The sequence below is a fragment of the Anaerocolumna sp. MB42-C2 genome (assembly GCF_030913705.1).
Lineage (GTDB): Bacteria > Bacillota > Clostridia > Lachnospirales > Lachnospiraceae > Anaerocolumna.
In genome coordinates, this window is the sequence record NZ_CP133190.1 from 2,008,435 (window position 1) to 2,027,165 (window position 18,731).

Annotated in this window: 15 protein-coding genes and 1 riboswitch; of the genes, 3 read left to right on the forward strand and 12 right to left on the reverse strand. The window is 36.2% G+C overall.

Annotated features, from left to right (window positions below; genetic code table 11):
• The first annotated feature begins 236 nt into the window (after positions 1-236).
• Positions 237-1,181: a YihY/virulence factor BrkB family protein gene (locus RBU59_RS08990; protein ID WP_308147542.1), complete on the forward strand. Its 945-nt coding sequence runs from the start codon at positions 237-239 to the stop codon at positions 1,179-1,181.
• 144 nt (positions 1,182-1,325) lie between these two features.
• Here the strand turns inward: RBU59_RS08990 and RBU59_RS08995 are convergent, their stop codons facing one another.
• The 9 genes from RBU59_RS08995 to dapA form a co-directional block, all read right to left on the reverse strand.
• Positions 1,326-3,791 (reverse strand): SpoIID/LytB domain-containing protein, encoded by a 2,466-nt coding sequence (locus RBU59_RS08995; RefSeq protein ID WP_308147543.1) that lies wholly within the window; start codon positions 3,789-3,791, stop codon positions 1,326-1,328.
• A gap of 250 nt (positions 3,792-4,041) precedes the next feature.
• Positions 4,042-5,607: a DUF4340 domain-containing protein gene (locus tag RBU59_RS09000; protein ID WP_308147544.1), complete on the reverse strand. Its 1,566-nt coding sequence runs from the start codon at positions 5,605-5,607 to the stop codon at positions 4,042-4,044.
• Positions 5,607-7,247, reverse strand: a complete 1,641-nt coding sequence (locus RBU59_RS09005; RefSeq protein WP_308147545.1) for a GldG family protein — start codon at positions 7,245-7,247, stop codon at positions 5,607-5,609. Before RBU59_RS09005 ends, RBU59_RS09000 begins: the two co-directional genes overlap by 1 nt.
• Before the next feature lie 17 nt (positions 7,248-7,264).
• Positions 7,265-8,128, reverse strand: a complete 864-nt coding sequence (locus tag RBU59_RS09010) for an ABC transporter permease (RefSeq protein ID WP_308147546.1) — start codon at positions 8,126-8,128, stop codon at positions 7,265-7,267.
• A gap of 2 nt (positions 8,129-8,130) precedes the next feature.
• Positions 8,131-9,189 (reverse strand): ABC transporter ATP-binding protein, encoded by a 1,059-nt coding sequence (locus RBU59_RS09015; RefSeq protein ID WP_308147547.1) that lies wholly within the window; start codon positions 9,187-9,189, stop codon positions 8,131-8,133.
• Between the two features lie 348 nt (positions 9,190-9,537).
• A complete protein-coding gene (locus tag RBU59_RS09020) occupies positions 9,538-9,639 on the reverse strand; it encodes a putative holin-like toxin (RefSeq protein WP_308147548.1) in 102 nt (33 codons plus the stop codon).
• Between the two features lie 35 nt (positions 9,640-9,674).
• Positions 9,675-9,818: a hypothetical protein gene (locus RBU59_RS09025; protein WP_308147549.1), complete on the reverse strand. Its 144-nt coding sequence runs from the start codon at positions 9,816-9,818 to the stop codon at positions 9,675-9,677.
• A 268-nt stretch (positions 9,819-10,086) separates the two neighbouring features.
• Positions 10,087-10,842 carry a 4-hydroxy-tetrahydrodipicolinate reductase gene (gene dapB, locus RBU59_RS09030; protein ID WP_308147550.1) on the reverse strand — a complete coding sequence of 252 codons (756 nt, stop codon included), beginning with the start codon at positions 10,840-10,842 and terminating at the stop codon, positions 10,087-10,089.
• A 66-nt stretch (positions 10,843-10,908) separates the two neighbouring features.
• A complete protein-coding gene (gene dapA / locus RBU59_RS09035) occupies positions 10,909-11,799 on the reverse strand; it encodes a 4-hydroxy-tetrahydrodipicolinate synthase (protein WP_308147551.1) in 891 nt (296 codons plus the stop codon).
• A 259-nt stretch (positions 11,800-12,058) separates the two neighbouring features.
• A riboswitch (Lysine riboswitch) is annotated at positions 12,059-12,233 on the reverse strand.
• Between the two features lie 300 nt (positions 12,234-12,533).
• Between dapA and RBU59_RS09040 the strand changes: the two genes are divergently transcribed.
• The gene (locus RBU59_RS09040; protein WP_308147552.1) at positions 12,534-13,181 is read left to right on the forward strand and encodes a VanZ family protein; all 648 of its coding nucleotides are present in this window, start codon (positions 12,534-12,536) and stop codon (positions 13,179-13,181) included.
• Between the two features lie 77 nt (positions 13,182-13,258).
• Here the strand turns inward: RBU59_RS09040 and RBU59_RS09045 are convergent, their stop codons facing one another.
• Genes RBU59_RS09045 through RBU59_RS09055 form a run of 3 tightly spaced genes read right to left on the reverse strand, consistent with a single transcriptional unit; the run spans position 13,259 to position 16,743 of the window.
• Entirely contained in the window at positions 13,259-14,869 is a 1,611-nt protein-coding gene (locus tag RBU59_RS09045; RefSeq protein ID WP_308147553.1) for an extracellular solute-binding protein, read from the reverse strand.
• Between the two features lie 18 nt (positions 14,870-14,887).
• Positions 14,888-15,796 carry a carbohydrate ABC transporter permease gene (locus RBU59_RS09050; protein ID WP_330698506.1) on the reverse strand — a complete coding sequence of 303 codons (909 nt, stop codon included), beginning with the start codon at positions 15,794-15,796 and terminating at the stop codon, positions 14,888-14,890.
• 11 nt (positions 15,797-15,807) lie between these two features.
• The gene (locus RBU59_RS09055) at positions 15,808-16,743 is read right to left on the reverse strand and encodes an ABC transporter permease (RefSeq protein WP_308147555.1); all 936 of its coding nucleotides are present in this window, start codon (positions 16,741-16,743) and stop codon (positions 15,808-15,810) included.
• Positions 16,744-16,972: 229 nt separating this feature from the next.
• Here RBU59_RS09055 and RBU59_RS09060 point away from each other — a divergent pair, with 229 nt between their 5' ends.
• Positions 16,973-18,670, forward strand: coding sequence for a sensor histidine kinase (locus RBU59_RS09060; protein ID WP_308147556.1), 1,698 nt, complete (start codon positions 16,973-16,975; stop codon positions 18,668-18,670).
• Positions 18,671-18,731: the final 61 nt, after the last annotated feature.

Here is an 18,731-nt window from a genome sequence, read left to right on the forward strand (position 1 = left end):
CCGAATGCCCCTCCTTCTCTGTTTCGACATTTTTAGTCAAATTACTACAATTAAAGCTATCACTTTTCTGATAATATGTCAATATAATCCAGTAATTTATAACACATTTTCAACTATTTAATGTTATAATTATACGAAGTATATTTTTCTTAAGACTAAGGTCGCAAATGATTACATATACTAAAATATAATCACGATATTACACTTTTTAAGTGGAATGTCCGGCGAGGTATCCTATGAATATAGCAATTTCAATATATAAAATAATTCGTGCATTTAACAGAAAAGTAAGAGATGATTTTATAACTGCATTTTCTGCGCAGGCAGCTTTTTTTGTTATGATATCTTTTTTCCCTTTTATTATGTTGTTATTAACACTGCTGCAGTATTTACCGATTACGGAGAGTGTACTTATGTCAACATTAACTCAGATTTTTCCAAACAGTGTAACTTCCCTGATTATTAGTATAATATCAGAAATATATGATAAGGCCTCAGGCACAATTATTTCGATAACGGCTATATCGGCCCTCTGGTCGGCTTCCCGGGGAATTTTAGCAATAATAAAAGGATTAAACTCCGTTTACGCGATTAGGGAAACCAGAAGTTATTTAAAATTACGGTTTATTTCTGCTATATATACCTTTATCTTTGCCATTATGATGATAGTAACCTTAGTAATATTAGTATTTGGTAACCGCTTATACATCTGGATTGAAAGTAAAATCCCAATATTAAGAGATCTAGCCTTAGTTATTATAAGTATCCGTACCATAGCAGGTCTTTTGATCCTGACACTATTTTTTTTACTGATATATATTGTTATTCCAAACCGCTCTACTAAAGTCTATAAAGAATTACCGGGTGCAGTTATATCTGCAGCCGGATGGATGGGTTTTTCCTATCTGTATTCCTTTTATATTGATAATATGAGCAATTACTCCAGAATGTACGGCAGTCTCACGGCCATTGTTCTGTTTATGTTATGGTTTTATTTTTGTATGCACATACTTTTCATCGGAGGAGAAATTAATGTAGTACTCTCATCGGGAGATCTGATTTATTATTTAAAATATATTTTTAAACATAGAAAAGAGTATAAAAACAATAACTTCTCCTCTTCGCAAAAAATTCGTGCATCCGAGAATTCCGCTGATTCCAATCATAAAAAGGACGTATAAACCTATTAAGAAAGAGTCTGGCTTGCCAGACTCTAGCGCTGACGTGCTGTCACGACAGTGACATCTTCCTTAAGCGCGTTATGTGCATCCTGCCAACCTGGCTGGCATAATTCCATATACATGAATGCGCATCCCCCGGAGAGCTTAATAAATGTATCCAATATCAACTCCGGTATAATAATGTTTAATAATTTCCTCATAATTTTTACCGGAATCTGCCATTGCTTTTACTCCATTCTGGCTCATACCTACACCGTGACCATAACCGCCGCCGTGGAATGTTATACTTTTTTCTGATTTATCCATTACAAAAAATGCACTTGGCAGCATTCCCAGATCGGATATTTTGCTTTTATCCTTACGAACAACTTCATCCTCTATAGGTGCAAGCAGAGTTCGGATATTATATTCGGATTGCACCTTAATGGTACAGTCGGAGCCAACTAATACGATAGCAGATAAAATACCGCTTTTTTCCCGCTTGCTGGCCAATACATCCTTAACCGTTCCTATGGTACTCACCGGTATGCTTTCATACTTGGGATTTTCATTAACATCACCGCCAACCAGTGTCTGTATTAAATCAGGGTTAGCCTTATAACGGTTGGACAGATTCTTATCGATTGATTTTTTTAAGTCAGCTTTGGTAATGGTTACATCCCATCGGTACCAAGGGAATTTACTATCATAGGTGTCTTTCGGTGGTTTTATAATAAAATCTCTGAACACTTTTTCTGTTGAGAAGTTTACTCCATCGGGTGAACCGGAGGATGCATATACAGCCTCCCCATTCACCACATCATAAATAGTCTGCATCTTACCAAGAAGGTAATCCACTCTCTCGCTGCTTCCCCATACCTCGTTCAAAGAAGCGGTATGGCCGCAGGAGGTAGAAAAATAATACGCAGTGATTACTGCATCACTGTATCTGATAACTTTTCCGTAGGTATCTTTTACCGCCAGTATAGTTGCATCATTTTCAGGAATATTATTATAAACCTGATAACTTACACTGTCATCTACATGAGCTCCGTATTGACTGTAACCATTGGCAAACAATTGATTATAAGCATAACTTCTGGCACAGATTGCCTGTACTTTCAGTGCTTCTTCCCCATAGTCCGACGGCATCTCGCTGGGGATTACCGCATAAAGGTATTCTTCAATCGGAAGTTCATTAATAACGATTAGACCATTTTCTGCTGATGATATTTCCATGGCACCACGATAGGACGGATTATCTTCGGAACGTTTTATGGAAAGTAGTTTAATCTTACCATTTTCTGATTTTGTCTCAATCCGTATACGCCCTTCCTTTAGCAGTTTGTTATTTGGCTCTATGGTTATTTTCTTGCCGGCTTTATAAGACTTAATTGTATCCCCTGCCGTAAGTGTAAAATCTTTTGTAGCTGTCAGTTGCACTTTATCATGGTAAATATCTTTAAAATCGCTGGTCTTTATTAGAACCCTTATGTTTTTTGCTTTTATCGCTTCTTTTATTAAAGCGGCAACAATTTTACCGTCGGCTACAACAAAATCCGTTGCTGTATAACCAACCAGTATGCTATTGGTAACCTCCATGGATAATTCATCATAAATTTTATAGATCTTATAATTATCGTCTAAATCGACTTTACCATATCCCTCAATTTCTATGTAATCCTGGTTTGCTACCAATACCTTGCCATTGATTTTATCAGGTTTGATGCTTATTTTAATAATTTCTTTATCCTGGATAACCAGATCACCGATTTGCCCTTTGATCTCCTTAGACAATTTATATCTGGTAGTAAAATCTCTTGAAATATCATTTAAGAAAGCAGTTACCGTACTGCTTTCACCAGATGTAATCCATACATTGTGTAAGGTTGTCTCTTCCTTTAAGATATCTTTAACATATACCAGTTTATTACCGCTGACATACGCCATTACCTTGCAGTCAATATAATTATCAGGCTGGAATAGGGTGCCAGGCTTTTGATCTGTGGTTTCCTCTGTCTTATCCCCCGCATTCTCAACCGTGTTTTTATTGGTTAAGTTAAGAATTCCGTTGGTATACAAATCTTCATAACTTTTTGTATCTGTATAGGTATAATGACCTTGATCCGTAACAATAACATCCTCCGTACCGGTTCCCTGTTTGGTCTGTTTTCCTAATACAAACATCGTTATTTCCGTTACCGGCTTTTTATCTATGGGAACTGCAGCTAAAATACTTTCAAAAAGATCCAGAAATTCCTCTTCCGTCATATTCTGACTGTCCGTTCCGCCTAAGAGATCAAAAGATAACTTATCCGTAACATCTTTTTCCTTAATGGAAAGTTCATTGCAAACTTTTGTAAGGGCAGTTTTTCCATCGCTAAAACTAAAATATTCTTCCTCTTTCTTAGTAAGTAATTCTTCGCTGTCCTGATCCTTTGACATACCAAGAAAACCAAGCAATCGTAAGGCTTCTTTTACAGTCATTTTATTTTTGTCATCCAAAATCGTAACCTGCTGCCCGGCAGTGTTTAATTCCTTATTCTGATTTAATTGTTTATAAATATTTCCGGCAAATATAATGATAAGTAAACAGATACAGATACTCATCAACCATAGCTTTTTTTTCATATGACTCCCACCTGCATGTCCCCATGCAAATATCCATTCTTTTATTTCCGCATAACCTAATCAAATACTCACATAACAGCCTAAAATTTGTAAAATCCATATACAATGGTATGAAATTTAAGTATGTTTCATACTGCTTGTATTACAATTATATACGTGGTATCCGAGAATATGTCAACTAATTTTAGAATGGTAATTTTGTCAAAAGAAAAAGAGCTCGTTCATACGGCCCTTTTTCTTTGATAAATTATTACTTATTTTTCATAAAGTTGACTAAAGCTGTCTTAATATCATTAACTTTTCTCAAATCGGTAAGGAAATATTCCAAACCGTTGGTATTTACCACATAATAACTGTCATCATAAGGTTTATATTGTATTTCTATCTTATTACCATCGGTTTGATGATAGGTTAAAGTCATAACAGGTTTCTGATCGGTATTACTTGTAAAATACTCTTTCGGTATATCCCGTTCCGTTGTCGGAGAGATAATTGTCTGATATAAGCTCTTAAAGTCATCTTCTCCGACCTTAGTCCCGTTAAAATAATAATTTGTATCTTCTTTCTTTTTCGAGTCGCCAGACTGGGTATCGTCCTTTGTCTGGGTATCCTCTTTTGTATCTTCCGCTTTTTCGGCAGACAAGGTATATGTTTTACCGTCGAAATTGATATCAAGTTGATTTATGGAATCCAAATTGACTAAATTAACGTAATGATCAACATTACTGTATGCATCGATGGTAATTAATTTATCCACTGCATCCGCACTCATAATATTTACTGCTTTGGAATCCTTAGTCTTTACATAATAATTTCCGTCTGCATCTTTTGATCCGATTAACAGGTCTAAAGTATAGTTAATTTTTGTTTTTTCTTCTTCCTTAGCATCTTTTGTATTACTGTCCGCCGTCTCGGTAGAAGCTTTATCATCCGCAGTAGCTTTATCTTTCGTATATTCTTCAAAATATTCAAGGGATACACTGGCTGCCGGATCCTCCAGACCATACTTGCTAAGATCCACTGCATTGTAATCCACACAGGATGTAAAGGACATAGAGGAATAATTGCCTAATAAGGTATTTACTGCATCCGTATCTGCCGGAATTGTTGTTTTATATGGCTGCTTCATGGACCATTGGGTCAGACCCGCGAAATCCGCAGCTTTACTTCCGTCATAACTAATCTCAAACCCAGGTTTGTCTTTGTTCAAAACAGTAAGATGTGTAATATTTGTTGCTGTTATGGATGGAATGCTTTCCACCGCTGTCATCTTCTCTAATGTATAGTTAAAATTATTGTATAATGCTGCTGTAAGTACGTAAACTTTCTTTTCACCATTCAATGTTCCATAATAGCCGCCGCTAATAGGCACTTCGTTGCCAAGGGTAATCGTTGTTTTCGTACCGTCTTTTGCAGTTGCAGTTGCCGTGATAGCCGGCTTATCCAGACCAAAATCGGATAACTTATCCACACCTTCTGTGATTGTTCTGGAAGAAGCTATGTCTGTAAAAGCTTTCGCCATATTTCCAGCATTGGTTTGATTAACCGGAAAAGCTTCATCTTCCGAACTCTTCCAGTTGCCGTCTTCCCCTTTAACTAGCGTCATCTCATTATCTTTATTCTTAAAATAGATGGTCTGGATAGTATCCTCATCTACCTTAGCTATGGTTTCTGTCTCTTTCGTGGAATCTTCGCTGCTGTTTGCAGCTTTTTTATCCTTATATTTTATCAGAGAAAAACAGGCTGCAATCATCAAAATCATAGCTATCAGCAATACAATAAGTGTTAGATTTTTCTTTTTCTTACTGCCTGCCATTATTTTTTCCTCCTTCTGATGCAGATATAACCGCCAAAAGCCAATACAAATACCGGAATTACAACCACAATAACGATTGCCCAGAAATTAACCTGTGCCGCATTCATGGTTAAATACTGCTGAGTCACACTTCTTGTACGTATCGCCAAATTGCTTTCTTTATCAGCAACAAAGTTAATGGAATTTAACATTAAATCCAGATTGCCGATAGACGGATAAGACATCATACTCTCATCAATGAGTAAAGAAGAACCGAGAACAACTAATTTAGATTCTACTCCATTATATTTTTCTGTTATTGCTACACCAAGGTTAAATGGTCCGTCAATATCTCCGCTCTGTTTTTCCACCGTATTGGATTTCACATCAATTTTAGAGTAAGCAGAATCAGAGGTTGTAAGTAACGGGTCAATCTGTGTAGTACTTCTCTTAGAATCAAGTACTTGTATACCAATTGCAGATGGTGCGACGATAGATGCTTTACCGGAGATAATGGAGGAAGTTATGTCATGGCTTTTCATACTTGGTACAAGATTATTAACATATTGGCCCATATAATAACCTTGTTCTTTTTCCAACACAATACCTTTAACAAAACTAATGCCGTAGTAATTCATCAGGCTGTTGAAATTATCCAGACCCTCCGCAGCATAATCTGCTAAAATAATAGCGTCCCCGCCCTTGGCCAGATAATCTTTTATCATAGCTACTTCATCCTTAGTATAATCCTTTTGAGGTGCATTAATAAACAGGATGGAGCAATCGTCCGGTATACTCTTTACCGTTAAGGTAGATAAAGTATTCGTAGTTACATTTACCTTGGCAAAAGAAGAGGCCAGTGTATCACCGATAGCTGTTTCACCATGACCCTGTACCATATACATAACTGGTAAGTCTTTTGTTGTAACATACTGTAATGCGGAAGTTATCTGACCCTCCACATCAATACCGGTTACATTGGTCTGATAGGTCTGATAATCAATTTCTGTCTTATACATATCGGAATTAGCCACATATTTTGCTCTTTTGTTCACATTGTTAACAACTAATACACTATTATCGGCTAATTTTTCATCCGTATAATCAGAAGCAAAATTCGGATATAAAACCGGATCTTTATATTCTATTTTTATCTTGTCTGACAGAGCATCATATTTATTAACTATTTCCTTAAATGTTTTATCTTCAGAACCGGTTTGTGCAATATAATAGATGGTAATATCATCCTTTAATTCTTTTACAAAATCTTTTGTTGTATCTGTAAGTGTATACATGCCTTCCTTGCTTACATCAATCTTAAGGCCTAATTCGGTTACAAAAATATTTACTACAAGTATCATTATAATAACAATAGCAGATATTGTAGTTGCATAAGCTCCGCCTTTAAATTTTCTGGATGTAAAGGATGCTTTGATTTTGGTAGTTATACTTTCTTTTTTTACTGTTCCCTGAATCTCATCCTGATTTTCTTCTTCGGCCTGGATGGTATCTTCCTGATTAAATTCGTCCTGGCTAAAATCATCCTGATCTATATCGTTCTGGCTTATTTCATCCTGATTGAAATCTTCTGGATTTAAGTTATCCGGATTTAAATTATCTTGATTTAAATTATCTTGATTTGTATTATTTAAGTCTTTCACCTTATTCTCTCCCTTCCTTAACTCCATCTGCGTTTCTTAATTGCCTGTACCGTCAAGAACTGGAACAGGAATACAATACTGATAAAATAAACTGCGGAGGATAAATCCAATACACCCTTTGTATAATTATCAAATCTTGCAATAACAGAAAACCAGTTAAATACTTTAGATACCAAACCGTCAAATAAGGTTGGTTTAAGTAAATATATAACGGTGAGAGCGATTTCTGCCACAATACCTACAGACAGAGATACTGTGAGATTATGCATCATAACATAGGCAATCCAGCAAATCAGAATCAGAATAATGGAGAAGATAATCCATGCGGATTTATTATCTTTCGGTAACAGATTAACAAGGCTGTCCATTAAAGCCGTGATTAAGATTACAACAAACGATACTACTGCGGCGACTACCTGGCTTTCGGTTAAAGCCGAGATAAATAAACCGATTGCTATATAAGCTGCCCCCAATAAGGAAAACCCTAAGATAGAACCATAAGCAACCTTTAAGGATAAGGAACCGAATTGCAATAAAATCAACGGGTAAAGACATACGATTCCCATTACTATTAAAAATATGGTAAGTACTGCAAAAAACTTACCGGCTATTATTTTTCCTACTGATAAAGGCGAAGTAAACAGTAACTGATCTGTTTTCTGTTTCTTCTCTTCTGCCATAAGACGCATGGTTAAAATCGGTACCAATAAAACAAATATAAAGGAAACTCCGGATAATACATATTCAAAATTAGCATAAAGCTGAATCATATTATAAATAACATAATATATACCGATAATTACTAAAAAGAACGCGATAAATACATATCCGGTCATTGATGTAAAATAAGATTTTAACTCTTTTTTATATATTGCCAGCATCTTTAATTTTCCTCCTCATGATCCGTTTCTTGATTCTGCCCTGTCACCGGGCCCGCTTGACTGACAGCCTCATTATTCGATGGATATAATTTCCGTCTTCCAAGACCTTTGGCTTGTTTTCCCTTACCTTTTGTCTGGGTTACCTCAAGGAAGATATCTTCCAGAGACATATTTGAGGATTGCATATTTAAGATTGGACATCTTGCATCACTTAAGGCATAAAACACTGCTTCACGTATATCATCATCTTCTTTACAGTAAGCAGTTAATTTGATTATGCCGTCTTTCGTTCTGGATTCATAATCGATTTTTGTTATTTCCGCTATGTTTTCCAGAGCTGCTTTTATCTTATCTTTTGTGCCTTTAATCTGAAGATGTAATCCGTTGGAGCCGCCGATGTGTTTGGATAGATTATCCGGCGTATCGCTGACAATTAATTTACCTTTATTAATAATCAAAACGGTGTCACAGATTGCACTAACTTCCGATAAAATATGGGAACTTAATATAATGGTATGATCTTTACTTAGTTTCTTTATTAAATCCCTGATTTCAATTATCTGCATCGGATCTAAACCTACGGTAGGCTCGTCTAATATTAAGACATCGGGAAAACCAATGATGGCCTGAGCCAGACCTACCCTTTGTTTATAACCTTTTGATAATTGCTTGATCAAGCGGTCGGATACATCCGTAATTTTTGCCATACCCATGATCTTTGCTATCATTTTGCTTTTTTCCGATCTTTTAACCATTTTAAGGTCAGCAACAAAATTAAGATATTCTCTTACGGTCATATCGGGATATAACGGGGGTAATTCCGGTAAATAGCCAATCCGTTTCTTGGCTTCCTCCGGCTCATCAAAGATATCGTGTCCATCAATTACTACTGACCCTTCAGTTGCCGATATATAACCTGTGATAATATTCATAGTTGTGGACTTTCCCGCCCCATTTGGCCCTAAAAAGCCAAGTATCTGACCTTTTTCAACCGTAAAGCTTAAATTATTTACTGCTAGATGGTCCCCATACTTTTTGACTAAATTCTTAACTTCTATCAAGACATTCTCCTCCTTAAATAAATTTGGCCTCTAACAAGAATATGGTACTCTTATAATGCGAAAAATTTGTGAACAATTATATAAAAATAAACTGTTCACAAATTTTTCACAATTATTCCAATTAAATTATAAGTCAGACACCTGATAAAATCAATGACAGATAGATAATTCCATTTGTACCATGCGGGATATATTGTATGCATAAACCTCCTGCTTAGATTAGAAATTTTCTTAAGTTTATTTTTCGGGTTTTTCTGTTCTTTTTAACTTAGATAATCTTTAGCCGATTTTCCATTATTCGCTTATGTAAAAAAGTTATCGTTTATGATTGGTTTCAAACATACATAATTATCTTCTACGCTTATTACTTCTGTTATCGATAAAAGTAAGCATTGCAAGCAATATCATGCCGAATTGAAGCATTAAGAATAATGAATCATAAGTAACCATAGCATCACCACCCCTCATGGGTTAGCCAGGCTGACTTAAAAAATTCCTAATGCTTGTACCAAGGCAGTTAAATCTTTGTTTTCCTCCATTGATGTGCAAGCGGTGTCCTTTAATAAGCCTGCCGTTTGATAAGCCCATTTTGCTACTGATTTCCATACCTTTTCCTGAACATTTTTCATTTCGAAATCCTCCTTTAGAAAGTTTACGGTTAATAGTTACTGTAACAAATTGCTTATTACATTATCTATTATAGCTCAATGCTAATTTTTTACAATAGTACTTGCACATTCTACATGTTTTTTGCCTAATATACATAAAATGTGTCTTTTTTATGGCAAATGTCAGCTTAATGATGTATAACTTTTATTTCCCATAAATTAACCGTTATAAGCTAAAAAGGGCTGATGCATAATTAATGAAAAATATGCTACAGCCCTTCACTTTTATTTAATCGATTGCATCACTCATATCATACAAACCCGGTACCTTATCCGCTAAAAATTTCGCAGCATGAATTGCCCCTTTTGCAAATATAGCTCTGGAATAAGCGGTATGTTTGATTTCTATTACTTCATCCAAACCTGCAAAGATCACTTCGTGTTCGCCGATAATTGTTCCGCCCCTGACAGCTGAGATACCAATTTCTTTTTTTTCTCTCTTTTTACGTTCCCCGGAGCGGTCAAATTTATAATTATATTCCTGATTCAATACCTGATTCATGACATCGGCTAAAGCCAAAGCGGTACCGGAGGGTGCATCCAGTTTTTGATTATGATGTTTTTCTACTATTTCTATATCAAAATCCGCCGAAGCTAAAACCTGTGCCGCGGTCTTTAATAATTTCATCACAGTATTAACGCCCACAGACATATTTGCCGATCTTAATATGGCAATATTCTGTGAAGCTTTTTCAACCATCGCAAGATCCTCTTCCGATAATCCCGTTGTACACAATACAACGGGCAATTGATTCTTTTCTGCAAATGCAAACATTTCGTCCAGCTTTTGCGGAGAAGAGAAGTCAATAATTACGTCTGCAATTACAGTACAGGCAGAAAAAGAAGTAAATACAGGATAACCGTTACCGGTTGATTCATGTAAATCAATACCTGCCGCAATAACTGCCTGTTTATCAGATTCAAGAAGTTTTGTTATCTCCTGGCCCATTCTGCCATTGCAGCCGCGTAATATTATTCTTGTCATTTTATCCTCCTAGTAACTATTATCTCATGGCACTTATTAATATTCTTACTTAACCTTATATTCATCTTAAACAATCTTAAGGCCGCTCTCTTTCATGGCTTTTATTAGCTTTTCTACGTTTTCAGGTTCCATATCCGTTAGAGGTTTTCTTAAACCTCCTACTTCAAATCCCATAAGATTTAATGCTTTTTTAATCGGTATCGGATTAACTTCGCAAAACAGGGCATCAATTAACGGTATGTAATTTAACTGCTGTTCACAACTTAATTTTACATTCCCATTTAAATAGTTTGCAACGATATCATGAGTTTCCTTAGGTACTATATTAGAAAGTACAGAAATCACACCAATTCCTCCTAAGGATAGTAACGGTACTATCTGATCGTCATTACCGGAATATAAATCAATGTCTCCCTGGGTTAGATGCATCAGGCTTGCTACCTGCGATATGTTTCCACTGGCTTCTTTAATTCCTACAATGTTATCCACATCTTTTACCAGCCCTGCTGCTGTTTTGGGAAGAAGGTTACATCCCGTCCTGCCGGGTACATTATAGAGAATAATCGGAATATTCACTTCCTTTGCTATATCAGTGAAATGTTCTTTTAATCCTCTCTGCGTAGCTTTATTATAATAAGGTGTAACCAGTAAAAGTCCGTCTGCCCCATATTTTTCAGCTTCCGTTGAAAGATATATGGCTGTATCCGTACTATTGGATCCGGTTCCCGCTATAACCGGTATTCTTTTATTTACTTTATCTACGGTATACCTAATACATTCCAAATGTTCTTCATGGGTCAAAGTGGATGCTTCACCGGTCGTTCCGCATATTACAATACTGTCAGTTCCATGTTCAATCTGATAATCCAGCAATTCTCCCAGCTTATCATAATTTACTTCCAGATTTTCTTTAAATGGTGTTACAATTGCAACACCGGCTCCTTTAAATATTGCCATAACAGCACCTCCTAATTTTTTTGCATAAAAGGAGTCTGGTTTACCAGACTCTGGCGCTGACGCGCTGTCACTTTAGTGACAATCTACCTCTGACGCGTCATGCGCATCCTGCCCGTTAGGGTTTTTATTTCATAGGGAAGTTCTAAGAACTTTCCTATGAAATAAAAAAAGCCGACTTAAGAGTCGACACTAAAGAATTTTCCTGTAACGCCCAATTCTTCAACTACAAATAGCAGTGTGCAAAATTAATGGCTTACATTCTTTAGGCAGCACTCCATCAATAAAATGATGACAGTCATATAGTTCTTAACCATATGCCCAACTAAGGCACTGCAGTTCTGCCTTAATTTCGGCATCTTTTCCTTTCCACAGCTTTCGTATATGTCTGCCATATCCAGCTATGTACTCTTAAAAAATGCGCCTCTACCAAAAAATCATCTATTCAATTTTATTTAAAGCTTCTACCATAATTCTTTTAACACATATTATCATTACCTTTATTGCTTGTCAATATGAATTTTAGATAAAACATGATTATTATACTCAGACTTTGAGCAAAGCTGAGGTTTGATTATACTTATTCAATTTGGAATTAATTAATCAATATCTTTATTTTCTACATATGAAATAAAGATTTATTTACTTTATCTTAATCAATCTTAAGGTTTTCAAAATGGTTATTATTCTGTTATTTTGCTAAAATTTATTTAACGAAATAGAAAAGAGGTGCTATTATGTTTTTGATTTTATTATTTACAAACGCTACAATTAATTTTACATTGATGATACCGCTTTTAATATTACTTCAGCTCTTGTTTAAATATATAAATCATATCTCTGCTTCCATTTATCATAAATTAGGAACTTATATTTTTTGTTTTTTAATGGCAGGTATTTTTCTGGTTACCGGTATTCCCTCCATTAAAACTATAAATTTGGACGCTAACATCAGTTTTAATCTTTTTGACGGAATCGTTCCGTATTATGATCAGTATGTTAATAATATTTTATTATTTCTGCCTTTCGGATTATTACTACCCCTTTTATGGGCTAAATATAATTTTAAAAAGACTGTTATTACGGGTTTTTTATTATCCCTGACCATAGAAACCATGCAGCTCTTTTGCTTTCGAATATCGGATGTAAATGATTTGTGGACTAATACATTAGGCACCTGTCTGGGATATATTTTGTTTCTCTCAGTGAATAAGCTCAGCCCTAAGATAATAAATAAATTTTGCATAAATACTTCCTTTTCAAAGAAAAAGGGCAAATTGATTTATCATGAATTGTATTTCTATTTTTTTATTACCTGGTTTGTTATCTTCTTTATTCATCCTTTTATATCGGATTCTATTACGAAATTTATCTATAATAACTGAGCTGATGGCTTAATTTGCCATCAGCTCAATACATTCTTACTCTATGATAACTAACTTAAGTAGTCCCTGTAATCTGCTTATTTTGTACTGTCCTGGTAAGCTTTATAAGCATCTTTCTGGATTTTTATGAAATCATCATATCCCATCTGCTTTAAGGTATCAAGATAAGTATCCCACTCTGAATCGACTCCGCCCTCCGTTACCCATTTTGCCTGCATAGTGGTTACATATGAGCTGATATCCATATAAAGAGTAGATAAATTATTTAATTGCTCATTCGTATAACTTACGTTGGGATAAGCAGGTTTTGCGTACTTGCTTAATTCTTTGTCCAATTCCAGTTTTAAACCGTCACCGCTGTCTGTCGGTAATTTTACTCTGTCATTAAACCCGTCTTCAACATATTTCGGTCCAAAATCACGTAAGGAATTGATCCATGCAAAAGTATCTGCAGAATTTCCGTCCGTCGGAGGCAGAAGGGAATAATTATCGCCGTCTTTTTCAATACCTATACCAAAGGAGCCGTAAAATGTCTGGATTGAAGCGTCCTCCGTATAGAACTGATCCATATACCTAAGAAGTGCAGCCGGATCTTTGCAGGTATTTGTAATCATAAATTCATTTCTGCTGTAATTCCAGTGTTCCGGATCAGAGGATACATAACGTTCTCCGTCAGGACCCTTAAGTGCCGGAAGAGCCGTGTATTCGGATGCGTTAGGTCCAAAAGTGGCATCTGCAGTCCAACCCGGTGCACAACCCACCAAAGGAGTTTCATTCATCAGTTTTGCGTCGCGCATGGAAGTATCCTGAGTATAAATTTCAGGATCTATCAGCCCTTCGGTAAAAGCTTTATTCATCCATTTAATACCCTCGCGATAAGAATCCAGTGTCGGTAAAAATACCGGCTCACCGTTTTTAACTGACATTAAATAAGTATTATCAGCACCTATGTTCATACCAAAAGGAAGCAGAAAAAACATGGTTGAATCGGCGTATCCCTGTCCATAAGGAATTTCATCTCCCTTATCTCCGTTGCCATTAGCATCCTCGTCTTTAAATTTCTTTAACACCTCATAAAATTCTTCATAAGTCTGTGGCATCGACAAACCTAAATTATCCAGCCATTTCTGATTAATAAACATCTGATTGGCTACTATAGGCCTGCAGGGCTTTTTACTTGGCAGACTATAAATATGCCCGTCAGAGGACGTGGCCAGTGCTTTCATGATTGGATCTTTTTCAAGAACAGCTTTAAAATTAGGCATATTTTCATCAATATAGTCGTCTAATGCAAGAAACGTATTCTGATTGGAGGCTATTTCCGCTGCCGAAAAACAAATAGAGCCAAGAAATGCATCCGGTAAATCCCCGCCGGCCAGCAGTACTGCCTTTTTATCGCCCCAATCGGCATTTAGTATTGTCTCCCAATTAATCGTAATCCCTGTTTTATCCGCTGCTGTGTCCACAAAACCCTCGTGATAAGCTTCGCCCCAGTCTGCCCAGCGGACGGTGGCAACTTTAAAAGCCTCTTTTTCGGCTGTACTGCTTTCTGACTTTGTACTGTCAGTCGTTTTTTCCTGTGCGGCAGGTTCCGATGTACCGGTAGCTGTTTCTTTTCCCCCGCAGCCCGTCAGTGCGGCTGCTAACATAGCTGCCATAACTATGGCACTTACTGTTTTCTTAAACATAATTTTTACATCCTCCTGTTATTCTTTAATGGCACCTATCATAACCCCCTGATTAAAGTACTTCTGTAAAAACGGATACAGACACATAATCGGTATGGTAGAAATTACGATAGACGCATATTTCATCATATCAGACAATCTTCGAAGCTCCGATGCCATTTCCCCCGTAGCGGCTCCAAGAAGAGACTGATTTGATATTAAGATTCTTCGCAGCAGTAACTGTAATGGCTGTAAATTTTCACTTTGCAAATAAATCAAAGCATTAAACCATGAGTTCCAGATACCTACTGCCGTCCATAACCCAATTACCGCAATAATTGCTTTGGATAAGGGTATTGCAAACTGAAAGAAATACCTTATGGTACCGCATCCGTCAATCTGTGCCGATTCCCAAAGTCCCTCCGGTAAGCTGGTACTAAAAAAAGTCCTTGCAACAATAATATTATAGATTGATACCGAAAAGGGTACTATCATTACCCAGAATGTATCAAGTAAGTTAAACTGCTTTACCACCAGATAAATAGGTATTAATCCACCGCTGATAAACATCGGAATGATATAGAAATAGTTAATCCATTTTCTTCCTGCCATATCTTTTCTAGACATGGCATAACCTGCAGTTAAATTGACCAGTAATGCAACCAGCGTGCCGGCAGCGGTATAAAGAACCGTATTGCCATAGCTTCGCCAGATAGCAGATTGCCTGAATAATTCCATATATCCGTCAAGTACCCATTTTTTCGGCCAGAGCCATACAATTCCGCCCGCCACATCAGCCGGGTTGCTAAAGGATGCAATTATTATAAACCACAGAGGGTAAATAACGGCTAATATCATTAAAACTGCAATTGTATAGATACAAAAATCAACAAATCTGTCCTGAGGGCTTTTCTTCATCCTCACAGGTCCTGTTTTTCTTTTACTCAATGACATCCTCCTTATATCAGTCCGGTATCAGTTGTCTTCTTTGATATCCAGTTAACGGCCAAAAGTACTGCCAGATTAACTACCGTATTAAAAAGCCCGATTGCCGTAGATAAACTGTATTGAAAACTCTGCATGCCCACTTTATAAACATACGTGGAAATTATCTCACTTCCCATGGAATTCTGGGTATTCTGTAAGAGAAATACTTTCTCAAACCCCACTCCTAAAATATTTCCTGCCCTTAAAATCAATAGAATCATAGCGGTTGGCATAATCAGCGGCAAATCTATGTAGCGGATCTTTTGCATGGTGGAAGCACCGTCAATAGTGGCTGCTTCATAAAAAGTAGGATCAATAGCGGATAAGGCCGCCAGGTATATAATACTATCCCATCCTAAATGCTGCCAGATATCACTCCACACATATACATGTTTAAAGGCAGTTACACTTGCCATAAAATTAGGTATCTGCACTCCGAACAGCCTGAAAAAGTTTGCTATGATTCCAGTGTTAGGTGATAAAAAAATCAGGATCAAACCGCACATTACCATAGTAGAAATAAAGTGGGGGAGGTAGGTGGTAACCTGAAAGATTTTTTTAAATTTCTGGTTTCGTATCTGATTACATAGTAAAGCCAGGGCAATCGGCAGCGGAAAACCTACTAAAATTCCATAAACACTAATAGCTAAAGTATTTTTTAATGTCAGTGAAAATTGGTAGGAATGAAAAAACTTAATAAAATGTTTCAGTCCTACAAAAGGACTCCCAAAAATCCCAAGGCCTGGAGAATAATCTTTAAATGCGATTACCAGGCCATACATTGGCAGATACGCAAAGCAGAACAAAAGTATGGCTGAGGGAAGTAAAAGAATATATAAAGGAATACTCTTTATAATTCCATTCCGCAGCGAAGCTTTTCTGCCTGTTTCTTTTGATATTTTTCTCATAACAGCTCCCATCTGTGGACTTAACCACATGTATAAATCCGGATGTAACTCATACTCTCCTTAGTGGAAATTTTATCACAAACTGGTTAGGGGACTATAGAACTATTCCGACATTTCTCTAGCACTATGCAGCCTTTCTTTTAATATTGCTAGAATATCCCTGTCCGTTACTGTATAATTATGGTTGATACAATCAAACATAATTATTAGAATTAAAATAGGAGTTGTTATGAAAAAGAAACCGTATCGATCCAGTTATTCCCTGGAACATTATATAAAGGTATTAATCAGTTTGTCCATTCCTATTATTGCAATTAATCTCATAGTCAGTTTTTTTTCTATTATTACAACCAGGGAACAAAACATTGCTCATATATCCAATACCATTACTTTATATCAGAATGAGACAATACGAAAAACAGCGGCTGTGGAGCACTTTGTCCGTTGGACTGCCATACATGAACCTTTAGTGGAAACCATAGAAACGAATACCAATTACGGGGACCGTATTGATGCCATTACCACTTTCCGTACAAGAGTCAGTGATAATCAATATGCAACCGGAAAAGAATTCCAGTATTTTCTATTTTTAGAGAAACAAAATTTATTTTTATGCTGTTCCGCCTTAAATCTCTCCTATACCGATTATAAAATCTGTAAAAAAGAACTTATGCAGAAAATTGAAAGTAAAGAAACTTTGAAAAACAGCAATGATTGGAAAATCCTAAAAATAAGAAATAATTTCTATTTATATTATACCATTACATATAATAACCGGACCTTTGTTGCTTTTATCTCTGCTAAAGATATGTTAAAACCTCTTGAGGATGTCAATCTTGGCACCAACGGCTATATGTTGATGAGAAATTTTAACAATACTACCCTGATCGGTACGAGCAGTAAAAAAAGAACTAAAGATCCGTCTGTCGGTAATCCCCTCTTTTTAAGCAGACTTGTCTTTACAAATAAGGATACAAACCTTCCTTTTACTCTTAATATCTATATTGATAACTGGTTTTATGAGCGTATTCTGTTTATTCAGGTTTTTGTTATTATTATGGCCTTTATCGTAGCCCTTACATTATTTGTCTTTTTATTCTATATGCAAAAGAAAGTGATCAAACCTATCCATAATTTTTCCCTTAATCTATCCAAAATAAATGAGGGGACAAATCTTCTGGATCTGCAGGACGGCAATATTATTGAGTTAGAACAGGCCAGTCAACAGTTTAAGAATCTTATGAGGGAAATCACGAAATTAAAAATCAACCTGTACGAACAGGAACTGGAAAAGAAACGAATACAGATAGGTTTCTTACAACAGCAGATCAAACCTCATTTTTACTTAAATTGTCTGACTACCATCTATAGTATGGCCCAGACTAAGAGTTACAAAGAGATTGAAACCATGGCCCTTTTTACATCAAATTATCTGCGTTACCTGTTCCAGACCAACAAAGACTTTATAAGCCTGGAATATGAACTGAACCATGTAAATGATTATTTAAGCATACAATCCTTACGGTATGGTTCTGCTTTTTCTTATGAATATCAGGTGGGTGAAGGTACCCGAGATGCCGTCATTCCTCCGCTTATCCTGATGACCTTTATAGAAAATGTTATTAAACACTGTGTATCCTTAACAATAACCTTAAAAATCAGGCTCTCCGTAAAAAAATACCAAAAAGAGAAAAAAGATTACCTTCATATTGTTTTAAGAGATACCGGTCCCGGCTTTACTACAGATGTACTGAATGCCTTAAACAACCGGCAATCCCTTGCAGGGGAAGACGGTACCAGAATAGGCATCAGCAATGCCATAACAAGATTGACTTTTTTGTATGGAGAAGCTTATGATTTAAAGTTCTCCAATAATGATGATATGGGCGCTTCCATTGAATTATGGCTGCCTTTGCAGTCAGAATAGGCACTCAGAAAACAGAAAGGAGAATATATAAGAACTGCATAAAGTTTTTATATAAGAAAAA